This is a genomic window from Agrobacterium sp. 22-221-1 (assembly GCF_053522445.1).
The window spans coordinates 1-15,149 of the sequence record NZ_JBNWCL010000001.1 but is presented as its reverse complement, the minus strand read 5'-3'; the positions used below and the strand labels follow the sequence as shown (position 1 = coordinate 15,149).

Here is a 15,149-nt window from a genome sequence, read left to right as displayed (position 1 = left end):
GCGGTCTCAGCCAACCCTTTCCCAATGCAACATCAGGCCGTAATGGACTGAGTTGCCGCTTCATCCGTATTAAAAGCCATATACGCCTTGGCGATCTCTTCCAGACGCGACAGAAGGTCTTCGATAGCTGTTGCACTCTCTGTCGATTGATCATCCTCGCCAGTCCGACCAGCCGAAATATCCGGCGGCGGCGGACCTTTGGGCGGCGTCATGGCAGACAATTCGTCACTGCTGACAACACCATCGCCATCAGTATCGAGCTGCGTGAACAGGTTCGTCGCCATGTCCTCGCTGACATCCTCTGGGCGTCCAGCAAGGAACTCGCTTACGGAGAGGGAGCCGTCGCCGTCCGTATCCAGGTCGGCAAGCATATCCGCGCTGTCTCGAGCATCAGGCCCACCGGCGGAACCCGGCCGCGGACCCTTGGGCGGCGCCATTGCGGAAAACTCCTCGCTGCTGACAACACCATCGCCATCGGTATCGAGCTGCGTAAACAGGTTCGTCGCCATATCCTCGCTGACATCCTCAGGGCGTCCGGCAAGAAACTCGCTCGCGGACAGGGAACCGTCGCCATCCGTATCCAGCTCAGCAAGCCGATCCGCGCTGCCCGGCGAATTTCCGCCGGATGAATCCGACGATCCGGATGATTGGCCACTCGAAAGATTCATGATCATGTTCACGAGCATCGTGAGCAGCTGGTTCGTCGCCGCACCGCCTGCAGCGCCGCTGTCCTCCTGATCTGACCCCAGCGAGGAAATGCCGTTTCCCGACTTGGCGGACGCCTGGATTTCGTCGGCACTCACGATGCCGTCACCATTCCTGTCAAGGCTGCTATAATTCTTCGCGCTATATTGGTAAGCGCCAAGCGATGAAACGCTGGTCATACAGGTCTCCCGTCAACGGATTTTTCAAAGCTGATTAGTTCAAGGGGGGGACATGTCCGCGTCACGCGATAAAGGCGAACCACTACACAATATCGTGATTTGCTTTATCAGGCAAAAATATTTTCGAGCCGTAAAAAGTTATATTATACAATGAAATAACAATGACCACGCCATTCGCGCAGCGTCGGAATCACCGCTCACTGAGGCTGTAATTAACCGAATCGCTGGCAAAGAGTGGCCGCATCCAGGCGGCCTCCATTACTGCCCCATGGTGGAGCGATGCGCCCAGCCGGTCATGCGCTTTTCAAGCCAGGCCATGATCGCATACATGACGATGCCTTCCACCGCGAGCATCAGCAGGCCGGCAAAGACGAGCGGCACATTGAACTGGCTCTGCGCCGAACTCATCATGTTGCCGAGGCCGTAATTGGAGGCGACGGTTTCCGACACGACCGAGCCGACAAAGGCGAGCGTGATGGCTATTTTCAGCGAACCGAAGAAATAGGGCATGGAGCGCGGAATGCCGACCTTCAGCATGATGTCCATCTTCTTTGCGCCAAGCGCCCGCAGCACATCTTCCGTTTCCGGCTCTATGGTGGCAAGCCCGGTCGCGACGTTGACGACGATGGGGAAGAAAGAGATCAGGAAGGCGGTTAACACGGCGGGAACCGTGCCGATGCCGAACCAGATGACGAGGATCGGCACCAGCGCCACTTTCGGGATGGCGTTGAAGCCGATCATCAGCGGATAAAGCCCGGCATAGATGGTTTTGGACCAGCCGATGAACAGGCCGATAGCGAGGCCGGCGGCCACCGCAATGGCGAAACCCAGCGTCGTGGTATAAAGCGTCTGCAGCGAATTCTTCCAGATCGGCGACCAATATTGCACGATGGCCTGCCCGACCCTTACCGGTGACGGCAGAATGGTGGGCGGCATTTTCAGCGCGTAGACCAACAGTTCCCACAACACGAAAAGCGCCAGCGTATAAAGCCAGGGGGCGGCTTTCACCCAGTTGACGCGGGCAATCAGCGGCTTGCGCGGCTCGGCCGCAACGGTGCTTTCCATGATCGCGCTCATGCCGCCACCCTCGCCTGCGCGATCTCGCCATGCAGTTCCTGCACCATATCGTTGAAACCCTTGTCATACATGATATCGAGCTGGCGCGGGCGGGCAAACGGCACGCGGTGTTCCGCCAGCACCCGGCCCGGCCTTGCGCTCATCACGAAAATCTTGTCGGCCAGAAATGTCGCCTCGCGCAGATCATGGGTCACGAGGATGATGGTGACGCGCTGCGCGGCGTGCAGGTCGCGGATGACGCACCACAATTCCTCGCGGGTGAAGGCATCGAGCGCGCCGAAAGGCTCGTCCAGCATCAGCAGTTCCGGCTCGTGGATCAGGGCCCGGCAAAGATTGGCGCGCTGCTGCATGCCGCCGGAAAGCTGCCACGGATACTTCGAACCAAAACCCTTCAGGCCGACGATTTCCAGAAGGCGCTCGGCTTTCGCGACATATTCCGCCTTGTGGGCGCGCAGGCGTCGGCGATGTTTCTCGACGATCTCCAGCGGCAGCAGGATGTTCTCAAGCGTGGTGCGCCAGGGCAGCATCGTCGGGTTCTGAAACGCCATGCCGACAATGGAAACCGGCTCCGTGACCTGCCGCCCGGCAACGATGACATTGCCCTTCTGCGGAATATGCAGTCCCGTCACCAGTTTCATCAGGGTCGACTTGCCGCAGCCGGAGGGGCCGACCACGGCCGCGAATTCGCCCTTGTCGACCGTGAGATTCAAACCGGATACGGCCAGCGTGCCGGCGGAGCCGCCATAGCGCATGTCCACACTGTCTATTTCCACGAGATGTGACATTGCTGTTCCCTATTTTGGCGCGCGCCCGCGGCCCCATCATCCTCGCCTCAATTTCGAGGCAATCGCTTACGCCCGGCGTCGCTGCTTGTTTCTTCTCCCCGCCGGGGAGAAGGTGGCCCGAAGGGTCGGATGAGGGGGCAACGTCAGCGATAGACCGCACCCTTGCCCCCTCATCCCGCTGCCGCGACCTTCTCCCCGGCGGGGAGAAGAAATTTGCGGCGCCCGCTCGCTCTATCCGCAACGGCTATCCCAATCAGGGAAGCATGCGTTCTTCCTTGACCGGCAGATAGGTCGCGTCGAAGACCTGCTCCGCCTTGACGTTGCCCTTCAGGCCGAGGGAAACTTTCAGCGTCTCGATGGAGGCGGAAAGCCGGGCCGGATCGACGCCGCCCATGCCGTTTTCCACCACATAGGGCGTCTTGATATTCATGCTGTTGGCCATGTTGAGGCGTTCAAGCTCGATGGCGCTGTCGAGCGTCTCGTTACGCTTGAGCACGGCCGCCACGCCCTCTTCGGGGTTCTTGACGGAATCGGCGAAGCCCTTGGCCAGCGCTTTCAGGAAGCCCTTCACGGCATCCGGGTTTTTCTCTGCGAAATCAGTGTTTACCAGCACCGCATTGCCATAGAGATTCAAGCCGTGCTCGGCCATCAGGATGGTCGAGATATCGTCATCGGCGATGCCCTGCTTCTTGAGGTTGAGGATCACCGAAAAGGCAAAGCCGAAAACGGCGTTGACATCGCCCTTGGCGAGCATCGGTTCACGCACCGGAAAACCGATCGATTCGATCTTGATCTTGCTGTCATCGAGACCTGCGACCTGCTTGAAGGCGGGCCATTGCGCAAAGGCGCCATCCGGCGGCGGCGCACCGAGCTTCTTGCCTTCCAGCGACTTCGGATCGCCGGTGACACCGAGCGACTTGCGGCCCACCACGGCAAAAGTCGGGCGCTCATAGACCATATAAACGGCCTTGATCTTCTGGCTCGGATCTTCGTCGAGGAACTTCATCACCGAGTTGATATCGCCGAAACCCATCTGGTAGGCGCCGGTCGCCACGCGCGGAATGGCTTCCACCGAGCCGTTGCCGCTGTCGATGGTGACATCGAGGCCTTCAGCCCTGAAGTAACCCTTGTCGAGCGCCAGCAGGAAACCGGCGGCGGGGCCTTCGAACTTCCAGTCGAGCGTGAATTTCACCGGCGTTTCGGCCCGCGCCTCGACGACCGGCAGCGAAAAACCAGCGGTTACACCGATGGCGGTAATGGCCAGAGCCCTGGTCAACAACCTGCGCGTTAAAATCATCTATTCCCCCTGATGGTTTTGTTGGATTGGTTGCATAAGACCCAATTCCAGCCCTCAAGGCAAGATAAAATTGCATACAAAATAGCCGTTATTTTGTATGCTTATTTTATATGCACAAACGCGCACAAGGCAGGCAAAAAGCCGGCATTTTGCCCATCGCGCATGCAACGAAGCGAAAGCGGGATCGTTCACGCAGAGAACACAGCGTTCTCATTTGCCGGGGTTGCGGATCAGGGGCAGCGTGCGACAAATAGGGCCACGAACAGCAGGCGAAACAGCGGGACGGCAAGATGAATTCTGCACTGGGCATACACCACATCACCATGATTACCCAGAAGGTGCAGGCGAATGTGGATTTTTACGCCGGCTTTCTGGGCCTGAGGCTGGCCAAGCGCACGGCCGGTTTCGAAGACGCCATGCAGCTGCACCTGCTTTATGGCGACGATATCGCCTCGCCCGGCTCGCTTCTCACCTTTCTCGTCTGGGAAGATGGCGGCCAGGGCCGTGTCGGCTATGGCCAGACGCTGGAGATTTCCGTGGCCATCGATCCCGCCGCTATCGGCTTCTGGCTGACGCGGGCGCTGAAATTCGGCATCCGGGCGGAAGGCCCCTCCGATGAGTTCGGCGCTCCGGTCATCCGGCTGAAAGATCCTGACGGCCTGATCGTCAAGCTGGTCGGCACCCACGCCTTTGCCGACGCCACACCGCATGTGACGGACGATATTTCCGCCGAGGACGCCATTCGCCGCATCTATGGCGCGACGGTGCTGAGCGAAGTGCCGGAAGAAACCGTGGCGTTTCTGGAGAAACATTTCGGTTACCGGCAGGAAAGCCAGGCAGGCGCAATCCGCCGGCTCGTTTCCGAAAGCGGCGACATTATCGATGTGCGCGACGCCACCGGCTTCTGGTCGAGCGCGCCGGGCACCGGCACCGTCGATCATATCGCCTTCCGGGCGAAGGACATGGATGAGCTGAACGCGGTTCATACCGGGCTGAAATCGCTGAATTCCAGCACCACCAACGCCCATGACCGCAAATATTTCCACTCGCTCTACGTCCGCGAACCGGGCGGCGTGCTGATCGAAATGGCAACCGACGGGCCGGGCATGACAGTGGACGAACCGTTGGAATCGCTTGGGGAAAAACTGTTCATCCCGCCGCTCTTCATGAAGGACGAGGCGGATGTGCGTGTCGCCCTGCCGCAATTTGCGATGCCGGGCGAAGAGCGCATCGTCTATCGCGACCTGCCCTTCGTGCACCGTTTCTATACGCCCGAGGAGCCGGATGGCAGCACCATCATCCTGCTGCACGGTTCCGGCGGCAGCGAAACCAGCCTGATGCCGCTGGCGCACCGGGCAGCACCGCGCGCAACGCTTCTCGGCGTGCGCGGCCGCAGCACGGAGGAAGACATCGCCCGCTGGTTCCGCCGCAATCCCGATTTCAGCTTCGACCAGAAGGATATCGTCGCAGAAGCAGAAGCCTTCGCCGCCTTCGTGGAGGGGGCGATACGGTCCTATGGTCTCGACCGTTCGAAACTGCGGTTTATCGGCCATTCCAATGGCGCAAATTTCTACGCGGCCTTTGCAGCACTTTATCCCGAACTTGCCGGAGACGCGCTGCTCTATCGCCCGATGCCGGTTCTGGAAACATGGCCGCAGTCCGATCTTTCCGGCCGCAATTTCCTGCTTGTGGCGGGAGAACGGGACAAATATCTCGACAAGGCGCACGAATTGCGGGGCCGGCTGGCGGCGAGCGGAGCAAGAGCCGAAATGGAAACGGTCGAAGACGGGCATGAGCTCGGGCTTGCCGATATCGAAGCGGCGCGGCGCTGGCTGGCGGATGTTTCCTGATTTGAATGCGCAGTGGGCACGCGGGGGCCTCCCGTTTCTTCTCCCCGCCGGGGAGAAGGTGGCCCGAAGGGTCGGATGAGGGGGCAAGCTCTCCGTATATCTCTACCCTTGCCCCCTCATCCCGCTGCCGCGGACTTCTCCCCGGCGGGGAGAAGAAACAAGCGGCTTACTCCCTCGCCAGCCGCATCCGTCATCAACCGGGCCTTGCATAAATTCACCAAAAGGGCTTTAAAAACAGCTTCGTAATTGGAGAGTCCGTTTGGAAATCCCGCTGTTTATCCTCGCCCTCGTTGCGGCCTTCATCTACACGCTGGTCGCGAGCATCCGCAATTCAAGTCGAATCAAGTCGCTGGAACGGGAAGTTCTCAGTCTCAAGCGGCTGATGGCTGCGGGCGTGACGTCGCCTGTGGCGGCGCAGGCGGAGAGCGCGGAATCCACGGCAAAACCGGATTTCGAGGCGGAAGGGGAAAGCAGGACGCCTGCGGAAGACGCAGCCTCCCAGGCTGAATACGCCTCCGAGCCGCAGGAAGCCGCGGCCATGGCGCAGGCGGAAGACGCCGTCCGCGAGGAAGCACCTTCCGCTCCTGCGAGCGATACGGCATCAGCACCGGCAACGAAGGAAAGCTTCGAAAGCCTGCTCGGCGCGCGCTGGGCCGTCTGGGCAGGCGGGCTGGCGCTGGCGCTCGGCGGTATTTTCCTCGTCAAATATTCGATCGAGTCGGGGCTGCTCAGCCCGGCGGTCAGGCTGTCGCTCGCCGCCATTTTCGGCTTCGTCCTCGGACTTGCCGGCGAGGCAGTCCGCCGCAAGGCGGTGCCGGGCATCGCCGCCACCTATTCCAACGCCATGATACCGGGCGTGCTGACGGCGGCCGGCGCCTTGACGCTGTTCGGCGTCGTCTACGCCGCCTATGGCATTTACGGCTATATCGGCCCCGGCGCGGCTTTTGGTCTGCTTGGGCTCGTCGCCTTCGCCACCATCGGGCTTTCGCTGCTGCACGGGCAGGCGCTGGCCGGCCTCGGCCTTCTCGGCTCGATGTTGACGCCGGCGCTGATTTCCACCGAAACGCCGAATATCTGGGCGCTCTTCGTGTTCCTCACCATCTCCTGGCTGGCAACAGCGGCCGCGGCGCGCAGGCAGGGCTGGACCGTGGTTCCCTCTCTCGCCAATGCCGGCCTCGGCCTTTGGGCGCTCGGCTATATCGGCTTTTCCGAAACGATCAGCGCCGAACCGCCAACGCTTGCCCTGCTCGTCATGCTGGCGGGAACCATATTCCTCTGGCCCGGAAAGACATTCGACACGCCGCCTGCCGAGGCCGGCGAAACCGCCGCTCCCGAGCGGCGCGCCATCCGCGCCCTGCGGCTTCTGCTGCGCCCGTCGCTCGCCCTCAATCTCACCGTCTCGATGGCCGTGATCCTGCCGGCCATCGGTTTCCTGTTTGCCGATGGCGGTATCGACACCCATCCGGCGCTCATCGTTTCAGCGCTCATCGCCGCCCTTACGGCCCTTGGTGCCGCCCGCCACTATGCGGTCTGGCCCGCCATTATAGCAGCGCTCGGTGCGCAGGCTGCCGTGTCGCTGATGTCGCGGCAGGGCATCGACTTCATCGGCCTCATCAACGATACGTCCGTGTCCCTTCCGCCCGTATCGGTCGGCTACACGGCGGAAATCGCCATGGCGCTCGGCCTCGGGGCCGTCTTCGTGCTCTGCGCCTTCTCTTTCCTGAAACGCAAAGGCGCTGACGATGCGGATTTCGGCCAGCTCTGGGCCGGTATCGCAGCACTTTTCCCCGTCTGGCTCGCCACCGCAAGCTTTGTCGAATACGGCAATCTCGGCCGCGACTGGCTGCACGCCGCCTATGGCCTTGGCCTCGGGCTGGTGTTGCTTGCAGGCGCCGAGTGGCTGCACCGGCAGAACGACGAGGCCTATCGCACGCCGCTGAACATCCTCGTGCTCGGCTCCTTCGCCGCCTTCGCGCTTTGCCTGCACACGCTGACGCAGGGGCTTGCGACGACCGTGCTGCTCTCCGTCATCGGTTTCGTTTATGTGCTCGCGACACGTTACCGCAACTGGGATGTGCTGCCATGGGTGATGGCGGTGGCAAGCGTTGCCGTTCTCGGCCGCATCGCCTGGGAACCCACCATTGTCGGGCCGCAAAATCTTGGGCTCACGCCGGTCTTCAACGCGCTTCTGCCGGGTTACGGCATTCCCGCACTGCTGGCCGTCGCCTCGGCATGGCTGCTGCGCGACTGGCCGGGGGTCAGGGCGAAGAACTTCCTGCAGGCGATTGCCAGCGTCATGGGCCTTCTCGCCGTCGCCATCCTCATCCGCCACGCGATGAATGGCGGCACGCTGGATGACAGCGTGCCGACGCTTGGCGAACAGTCGATCTACACGCTGCTGACCATCGGCTTCTCGGGCGTGTTGATGACGCTCGATCTCAAGAGCCCCAGCCCCGTCTTCCGCTATGGCTCGATGATTGCTGGCGTGATTGCCGTCATCAACGTGCTGACGATGCATTTCTTCACGCTCAACCCCTATTTCACCGGTGAAAATACCGGCAGCATTCCGTTCCTCAACCTGCTGCTGATCGGTTACCTGTTGCCGGCGCTCGCCTATGGCGGCCTTGCCTATTATGCGCGCGGAAAACGTCCGCCGCCCTATGTCAGCATGCTGGCGGTGGCCGGTGCGGCACTCGGCTTTGCCTGGGCCACGCTTTCCGTGCGCCGTTTCTGGCAGGGCGAGAACATCGCCGACTGGAAGGGCTTTCTGCAGGGAGAGACCTATAGCTATTCGGTGGTCTGGCTGCTGATCGGCGTGTTGCTGCTCGTGCTCGGCTCGCGCTTCAATGCCCGCAGCCTGCGTCTTGCATCGGCCGCCTTCGTGCTGATCTCGGTGGCCAAGGCCTTCCTGATCGACATGAGCAACCTCGAAGGCGTGCTCAGGGCGCTGTCCTTCATCGGTCTCGGCGCGGTGCTGATCGGCATCGGCCTGTTCTACCAGAAAATCCTCACCCGGAAGCCGCAGGCATGATCGCGGCCGAGGCTTTCGCGCCCTATGCGGCGCTTGCGCAGGATTTGATACCGCACGCCGCCGATACGGGCGACGGCTCGCATGATCTTGCCCATATTCACCGCGTCTTCCGCAACGCCATGCGCATCCACGAGGGCGAAGGCGGCGATGGCACCGTGCTGGCCGCCAGCGTGCTGTTGCATGATTGCGTGGCGGTGGAGAAGAACTCGCCGCTCCGCGCACAGGCCTCACGGCTCGCGGCGGAAAAAGCCTCGGGCATTCTCGGGTCTCTCGGCTGGCAACAGGCGGATATCGACGCCGCCGCCCATGCCATCACCACCCACAGCTTTTCCGCCAATATCGAGCCGCAGACGCTGGAGGCGAAAATCCTTCAGGATGCCGACCGGCTGGACGCCATCGGTATGGTGGGGGCGGCGCGCTGCTTTTATATTGCCGGGCGCATGGGTTCGGCGCTTTACGACCCGGTCGACCCGCTGGCGAAGGAGCGGCCGCTTGACGACCGCGCCTTTGCCATCGACCATTTCGAAACCAAGCTGTTCAAGCTGGCCGACGGCTTTCGCACCGAGACGGGCCGGCAGATGGCCAAGGCCCGCCATGAGCGGCTGAAACAGGTGCTGGACCTGTTTCTCGACGAGATTTGAGGAGACCCGAGATGCGTGTGACCGAACTCAACATCTATCCGCTGAAAAGCGCGCGCGGCATTCCCCTCTCCGAAAGCATTGTTTCGGCAGAAGGCCTGCCGGGCGACCGTCGCGCCATGCTCATCGATCCCACCGGTCATTTCATCACCCAGCGCGAATTGCCGGCCATTGCCACGGTTCTGGCCCGGCATGAGGATGGCGGCATGGTGCTTTCGCGGGAAGCGAATGGCGAGGTTCTCGCAAGGCCTTCCGGGGAGCGCATGGATGTGGCGGTGTGGAAATCGATCGTCAGCGCCAATATCGCGGATGGCGAGACCAACGACACGCTCTCGGCATGGCTGGGGCGCGAGGTGAAGCTGGTGTTCTTCGACGACGCCTCGAAACGCATTGCAAGCCTCGAATGGACCGGCAACGAAACGCCGGTCACCTTTGCGGACGGTTACCAGATTCTCGTCACCACCACCGCCTCGCTTGCCGCGCTGAACGACAATATGCGCGCCAATGGCGAGGACGCGGTCGGCATGGAGCGCTTCCGGCCCAATATCGTGCTTGATACGGACGAGCCATGGGCCGAGGACCGCTGGGCGGCCATCGAGATCGGCGGCATTCGCTTCGATCTCGTCAAACCCTGCGCCCGCTGCATCATGACCACGCAGGACCAGACGACCGGCTCCCGCGATGTGCCTTCCCCCATGAAGGCCATGGGCCGTATCCGCATGTCCGGCGACCGGCGCGTGCCCGGCCCGCTGTTCGGCTGGAACGTGACGCCGCGTGGCGAAGGCAGGCTGTCGGTTGGCGATGTGGCGAAGGTGATCGAGGAAAGGCCGGAGGGCTGGGCGATCAAGCGTCGGTAAGCGACTGGTTCGGTCAAACCGAACCCACAACCCACGGCGAAAAGTTTCATAGGCTGGCGCACCTCTCTCCCTCATTCCTGTACTCGTCACAGGAATGAGTACACGGAGGGTTCATCGCCTCACGGCTTGCGCGCTCCGACAATCAGGAAAATCGGGCGGCGATCTTCGTGCCTGAGTTCCGGCCGCTCGGCCATCAAAGCGGGATCCGGCCTCGGTTCCGCCAGCCGCTTCAAAACGAATCCGGCGGCCAGGAGACCGTTGAGAATGCCTGACACCGTGCGGTGATATTTGACCACATTGTCCGCCATCCAGTTGGAATGGCGCACGCCCTCGCTTTGATAATTATCGAGCGGCCAGTGCAGGATTTCGCCATCCTCGCCATAAAACCAGTCCTGTTTTTCCAGCGCCGTGAAAACGGGATGTTCGATGGAAAAGATGAAATCGCCGCCGGATTTCAGCACGGCGAAAATCTTTTCGAATGCCATGTCGAGATCGCGGACGTAATGCAGGGCGAGAGAACTCAGCACCACATCGAAACTTTCCTGCGGAAAATCGATGTCTTCGATAGCCGCGTGACGGTATTCGATGCCGGGCCCGCCATTTATCTCGGCGGCGCGGCGCAGCATATTCTCCGACAGATCGACGCCAACGATATGGGCCGCCCCCTGCTCTGCGGCATAACGACAATGCCAGCCGAAACCACAGCCGAGATCAAGAAACTCCGTGCCTTTCAGGCCCGGCAGCATGGCGCGCAATTCATGCCACTCGCCGGCCTGACGCAGACCTTCCACGGAGCGCGGCATGGCGCTGTAACGCTCGAAAAACCCGGGATCGTCGTAGATATTCTGTTTCATCGTCGTCTCTCCGGTGGCCGGCATGCGAGGGCGTTCCATCAATGGCATGAATAGTGGCCGTCAAGAAAAGTCGCTAGTGGGACCGGCTGACAAAAGATAATATTCATCCCATCGCAGCGGAATCCGCGGCAAGCCATGTCCCTCTTTTTTTGGGACGAGGCGCCGCGATGGGGGAATATTCATGTCGCAAGCCACACGCCAGACCATGCCCTGGCTGATTATCGCCGCCGGGTCGCTGATCGCGGTCATGACCTTCGGCCCCCGTTCGGCCATGGGCTTTTTCCAGCTGCCGATGCTCGCCGATACCGGCTGGGACCGCTCCACCTTCGGTCTCGCCATGGCTCTGCAGAACCTCTTCTGGGGGCTCGGCCAGCCCTTCTTCGGCGCCATCGCCGATAAATACGGCACCGGCCGCGTGCTCGTGCTTTCCGGCCTGCTTTATGCCGCCGGCCTCATCTGCATGTCCTTCGGCACCTCGCCCTTCTGGCTGCATTTTGGCGGCGGCGTGCTGGTCGGGCTCGGCATTGCCGCCGGCTCCTTCAGCGTCATCCTTTCGGCCTTTGCGCGCCATGTCACGCCGCAGCAGCGCTCGCTCGCCTTCGGCATCGGCACCGCGGCGGGCTCAGCCGGCATGTTCCTGTTCGCGCCGATCAGCCAGGGCCTGATTTCCACCTATGGCTGGTCGGACAGCCTCGTCTGGCTTGCCGCGATGATGATGCTCGTGCCGCTGCTCGCCTTTCCGATGCGCGGCAATTCCTCTTCCGGCAGCCAGTCGCAGGCGCAGTTCCAGCAGACGGCGGGCGAGGCGCTGAAAGAAGCGCTCGGCCATAAAAGCTACCTGCTTTTGACCACGGGCTTTTTCGTCTGCGGTTTTCAGGTGGCCTTCATCACCGCGCATTTCCCGGCCTATCTCGGCGATATCGGCATTGAACCGCACTACGCCGTCATCGCCATGGCGCTGATCGGCTTCTTCAACATCATCGGGTCGCTTGCCGCCGGCGTCATCGCCCAGCGTTATTCGAAGCCCTATCTGCTGGCCTATATCTATCTCGCCCGTTCGGTTGCCGTCACCGCTTTCCTGCTTCTGCCGCAATCGCCGCTTTCTGTCATCATTTTCGCCGCCGTGATGGGCATTCTCTGGCTTTCCACCGTGCCGCCGACCAACGCGCTGGTGGCGATCATGTTCGGCACGCGCCATCTCGGCATGCTCGGCGGCGTCGTGTTCCTGTCGCACCAGATCGGCTCGTTCCTCGGCGTCTGGCTCGGCGGCTTCCTTTACGACAGGCTGGGTTCCTATGATCTCGTCTGGTGGCTGGGCGTCGGCATGGGGATTTTCGCGGCCATCGTACATTGGCCCATTCAGGAACGGCCGGCTCCGCGGCCTGCAATGGCCTAGTCAGACAGCCTTATCGAGGGCGGGCGGCATCGCCCTGCCCTCCGTCGCCCTGCGCTCAAGCGCCTTCAGCGCCGCCTGCACGAAACCGTCGCGGGCGGCGTTTTCGTTGAGGCCACGCGGATCGTAGACATGCCGGTTGAGGAAATGAGCGGTGAGGCGGAAAGCCGCCGCGAGGCTGTCAGGATCGGCGGCCTTCGACTGGCCTTCGCTTAAGAAAGCCGGAAGCGACAGCATCCGCTCCGCATAGGGCGCACCTGCCGTGCGGCAAACCGCCCTGCCCGTTTTCGGCGATACATAGATGAGATCGGTGCGCAGCCCCGTCGCCGCGCATTCGGTAAGATCGAGCCCGAAACCGAGTTCGTTCAGCACCGCCAGTTCGAAGCGCACGAATAACTCCCCGGCATCGACGGGGTCATGCAGATTGTCGAGAATGATATCCAGCGCCTGATAGAGATGCGGGTGCGGATCGCGCTCCGGCAGAAGCCTGAGCAACGCGCCCATGGCCTGCACGCCATAAACGGCGGTCGCCGTTTCCATCAGCTGCGCAGCGCGCAATTGCAGCGGCTCAATGCGGAATTCACCCAGATGATCGTGAAGGCGCGCCCGCCAGATGACATCCACCCGGTTGCCCGCCTGAAGCACGGGCTGCATGCTGCGGGAACGGCCGGAACGCACCAGCCCCAGATGGCGGCCACGCGAAGGGGTCATCACCTCGGCGATGACACTCGTCTCGCCATGGCGTTTGACGCCGAGAATGATTGCCTCTTCCTGCCACTGCATGAAACGCGTCCGAATTTCGATTCAGGTCCGATCATACCCGATCTGGCGGCAAAACGTTATTCTTTTACGGCATCGTCGGCCGTGCCGACGAGGTTGAGAACGAAATCGATAATTTCGTTTTCCCCGAAGGGTTTGCCGAGCAACGGCGCGTGCATGAGATCTTCCGGAAAACCCGTCGTGTCGCCATAACCGCTGACAAAACCGAAGGGAATGCCCGCATCGCGCAGCCCGCGCGCGAAATCGTAGCTCTTGCCGTCGGTGAGGCTGACATCGAGAAGCACGCAATCGGCGCCGTCCTCTTCGACGGCCTGCCTCGCCTGCGCAAGCGTGGTGGCGATGGCGACGAATTCCACCCCCATGGACTGGAGAACCGCTTCGACATCGAGCGCCACCAGATATTCATCCTCAACGATGATAACCCGTTGTGGCACCATATGTTTTCTTCTTCCCAAAAAAAGACGACCGCACGGCTCGAAGCTGCGGTCTCCGACATGATTCTCCCGTGAGATATCACGACAGGAGTCGCAAATTACGGCTCCACCGTCATTTAAAAAAGACATGTCAAAGGAAGATCAGATGAAGGGTCTTTGCCGCTTTTCATCGCTTTCCCAACCCGCCACGCTGGTCAAGCCGGCATCGTCCAGCACCAGACAGCCCTTGTCCGTCCAGCGGATGAGACCGCGATCGACGAGCTTTCTCAAGGTCTTGTTGGTGTGAACGATGGACAGGCCGAGCGTATCGGCAACGTGTTGCTGGGTGACCGGGATCGGTGTTTCACCGGGGATGAGATTGACCGCTTTCGCCTTGCGATAAAGAAACGCGATCAGATAGGCGGCGCGTTCCAGCGCGGTGCGCCGGCCGATGCTGAGGAGGTGACTGTCGAGCATGCGTTCCTCGCTCGCCGCAATCCAGGTGAGGTCATAGGCAAGCGTCGGGTGATCCGTGAAAAGGTTATTGAGGCGGGAGCGCTCGAAGACGCAGAGCGTCACCGGCGACAGCGCCTCCACCGAATGCTGCATTTCCCCCATCACCGTGCCCTGAAGACCGACGAGATCGCCGGGCATGACATAGTTGAGGATTTGCCGCCGGCCGTCCTCCAGCGTCTTGTAACGGAAAGCCCAGCCCTGCAAAACGGTGTAAAGATGGGCGCTGTGCGAGCCTTCCATCAGGATCACGGAGCCGCTCTCCACCGCAAGCTCCCCCGTCTTGAAACGCGAGACGAAATCCAGTTCGGAAGAGGAAAAATCCCGGAAATGCGGCAGGTCGCGCAGGGGACATTGCTGGCACGGGGTGGTGGAAATTCCGTTCGGTTTTTTTGGCGACATGAATATCCGTCATCGAAAAAGGTTGCGCCCAATTGTTTTGGAACAACCCGCCCGAACGTATTCGGTTCCCGATGGTGGGTGAAGATATTCAGTTCGTTCAAGGATTGCGTCGCGTCCCCCCCCCCTCGAACACACAAAAGCGAAGGGCTTGGGCAATCTCGACGTTCGCGTTGGTTCGCGACATTTCCCGCCCGTCATTCCGGCCTTGAGCCGGAATCCAGTCGACGCGCGTCGGCGCGGCGAGAGGCCTCTTTTCAGCCCAAGGACTTGGGCTGGCTGGCAACTGTATTGGCGGATATTATTCTCAGGGTGTCCTGAATGTGGTTTTATCCCTGAGCATGGCGTTTGCGATGACGAGCAGTTTGCGGGCGATGG

At 61.3% G+C, this 15,149-nt stretch carries 13 protein-coding genes; 5 read left to right on the top strand and 8 right to left on the bottom strand.

Annotated features, from left to right (window positions below; all coding sequences use genetic code 11):
• Positions 1-32: 32 nt before the first annotated feature.
• From xopAW to ACQZ5N_RS00050, 4 genes are all read right to left on the bottom strand, one after another.
• Positions 33-884: a XopAW family type III secretion system calcium-binding effector gene (gene xopAW / locus ACQZ5N_RS00065; RefSeq protein WP_448731748.1), complete on the bottom strand. Its 852-nt coding sequence runs from the start codon at positions 882-884 to the stop codon at positions 33-35.
• Positions 885-1,142: 258 nt separating this feature from the next.
• Complete coding sequence (locus ACQZ5N_RS00060; protein ID WP_269830728.1) at positions 1,143-1,961, bottom strand: ABC transporter permease; 819 nt, start codon at positions 1,959-1,961, stop codon at positions 1,143-1,145.
• The gene (locus ACQZ5N_RS00055; RefSeq protein ID WP_003520663.1) at positions 1,958-2,746 is read right to left on the bottom strand and encodes an ABC transporter ATP-binding protein; all 789 of its coding nucleotides are present in this window, start codon (positions 2,744-2,746) and stop codon (positions 1,958-1,960) included. Before ACQZ5N_RS00055 ends, ACQZ5N_RS00060 begins: the two co-directional genes overlap by 4 nt.
• Before the next feature lie 253 nt (positions 2,747-2,999).
• Positions 3,000-4,043, bottom strand: coding sequence for an ABC transporter substrate-binding protein (locus ACQZ5N_RS00050; RefSeq protein ID WP_448731747.1), 1,044 nt, complete (start codon positions 4,041-4,043; stop codon positions 3,000-3,002).
• Positions 4,044-4,333: 290 nt separating this feature from the next.
• Between ACQZ5N_RS00050 and ACQZ5N_RS00045 the strand changes: the two genes are divergently transcribed.
• From ACQZ5N_RS00045 to ACQZ5N_RS00030, 4 genes are all read left to right on the top strand, one after another.
• Positions 4,334-5,893, top strand: a complete 1,560-nt coding sequence (locus tag ACQZ5N_RS00045) for a VOC family protein (RefSeq protein WP_448731746.1) — start codon at positions 4,334-4,336, stop codon at positions 5,891-5,893.
• Between the two features lie 259 nt (positions 5,894-6,152).
• Positions 6,153-8,924, top strand: coding sequence for a DUF2339 domain-containing protein (locus tag ACQZ5N_RS00040; RefSeq protein WP_448731745.1), 2,772 nt, complete (start codon positions 6,153-6,155; stop codon positions 8,922-8,924).
• Positions 8,921-9,565 (top strand): HD domain-containing protein, encoded by a 645-nt coding sequence (locus ACQZ5N_RS00035; protein ID WP_448731744.1) that lies wholly within the window; start codon positions 8,921-8,923, stop codon positions 9,563-9,565. Before ACQZ5N_RS00040 ends, ACQZ5N_RS00035 begins: the two co-directional genes overlap by 4 nt.
• Before the next feature lie 11 nt (positions 9,566-9,576).
• Positions 9,577-10,419: an MOSC domain-containing protein gene (locus ACQZ5N_RS00030; protein ID WP_003521137.1), complete on the top strand. Its 843-nt coding sequence runs from the start codon at positions 9,577-9,579 to the stop codon at positions 10,417-10,419.
• Between the two features lie 119 nt (positions 10,420-10,538).
• On the opposite strand, the gene ACQZ5N_RS00025 is transcribed toward ACQZ5N_RS00030, so the two are convergent.
• Complete coding sequence (locus ACQZ5N_RS00025) at positions 10,539-11,273, bottom strand: class I SAM-dependent methyltransferase (protein WP_448731743.1); 735 nt, start codon at positions 11,271-11,273, stop codon at positions 10,539-10,541.
• A gap of 181 nt (positions 11,274-11,454) precedes the next feature.
• On the opposite strand from ACQZ5N_RS00025, the gene ACQZ5N_RS00020 reads away from it, so the two are divergent.
• Positions 11,455-12,669, top strand: coding sequence for an MFS transporter (locus ACQZ5N_RS00020; RefSeq protein WP_448731742.1), 1,215 nt, complete (start codon positions 11,455-11,457; stop codon positions 12,667-12,669).
• On the opposite strand, the gene recO is transcribed toward ACQZ5N_RS00020, so the two are convergent.
• The 3 genes from recO to ACQZ5N_RS00005 all read right to left on the bottom strand — a co-directional run bounded on the left by recO (position 12,670) and on the right by ACQZ5N_RS00005 (position 14,774).
• Positions 12,670-13,449 carry a DNA repair protein RecO gene (recO, locus tag ACQZ5N_RS00015; protein ID WP_003521134.1) on the bottom strand — a complete coding sequence of 260 codons (780 nt, stop codon included), beginning with the start codon at positions 13,447-13,449 and terminating at the stop codon, positions 12,670-12,672.
• Positions 13,450-13,505: 56 nt separating this feature from the next.
• Complete coding sequence (locus ACQZ5N_RS00010) at positions 13,506-13,883, bottom strand: response regulator (RefSeq protein WP_448731741.1); 378 nt, start codon at positions 13,881-13,883, stop codon at positions 13,506-13,508.
• Positions 13,884-14,021: 138 nt separating this feature from the next.
• The gene (locus ACQZ5N_RS00005; protein ID WP_448731740.1) at positions 14,022-14,774 is read right to left on the bottom strand and encodes a Crp/Fnr family transcriptional regulator; all 753 of its coding nucleotides are present in this window, start codon (positions 14,772-14,774) and stop codon (positions 14,022-14,024) included.
• Positions 14,775-15,149 lie beyond the last annotated feature (375 nt).

Excerpts from the sequence above, each read along its gene's own strand:
- xopAW (WP_448731748.1), bottom strand. The coding sequence starts at position 884 with ATGACCAGCGTTTCATCGCTTGGCGCTTACCAATATAGCGCGAAGAAT.
- ACQZ5N_RS00060 (WP_269830728.1), bottom strand. The coding sequence starts at position 1,961 with ATGAGCGCGATCATGGAAAGCACCGTTGCGGCCGAGCCGCGCAAGCCG.
- ACQZ5N_RS00055 (WP_003520663.1), bottom strand. The coding sequence starts at position 2,746 with ATGTCACATCTCGTGGAAATAGACAGTGTGGACATGCGCTATGGCGGC.
- ACQZ5N_RS00050 (WP_448731747.1), bottom strand. The coding sequence starts at position 4,043 with ATGATTTTAACGCGCAGGTTGTTGACCAGGGCTCTGGCCATTACCGCC.
- ACQZ5N_RS00045 (WP_448731746.1), top strand. The coding sequence starts at position 4,334 with ATGAATTCTGCACTGGGCATACACCACATCACCATGATTACCCAGAAG.
- ACQZ5N_RS00035 (WP_448731744.1), top strand. The coding sequence starts at position 8,921 with ATGATCGCGGCCGAGGCTTTCGCGCCCTATGCGGCGCTTGCGCAGGAT.
- ACQZ5N_RS00030 (WP_003521137.1), top strand. The coding sequence starts at position 9,577 with ATGCGTGTGACCGAACTCAACATCTATCCGCTGAAAAGCGCGCGCGGC.
- ACQZ5N_RS00025 (WP_448731743.1), bottom strand. The coding sequence starts at position 11,273 with ATGAAACAGAATATCTACGACGATCCCGGGTTTTTCGAGCGTTACAGC.
- ACQZ5N_RS00020 (WP_448731742.1), top strand. The coding sequence starts at position 11,455 with ATGTCGCAAGCCACACGCCAGACCATGCCCTGGCTGATTATCGCCGCC.
- recO (WP_003521134.1), bottom strand. The coding sequence starts at position 13,449 with ATGCAGTGGCAGGAAGAGGCAATCATTCTCGGCGTCAAACGCCATGGC.
- ACQZ5N_RS00010 (WP_448731741.1), bottom strand. The coding sequence starts at position 13,883 with ATGGTGCCACAACGGGTTATCATCGTTGAGGATGAATATCTGGTGGCG.
- ACQZ5N_RS00005 (WP_448731740.1), bottom strand. The coding sequence starts at position 14,774 with ATGTCGCCAAAAAAACCGAACGGAATTTCCACCACCCCGTGCCAGCAA.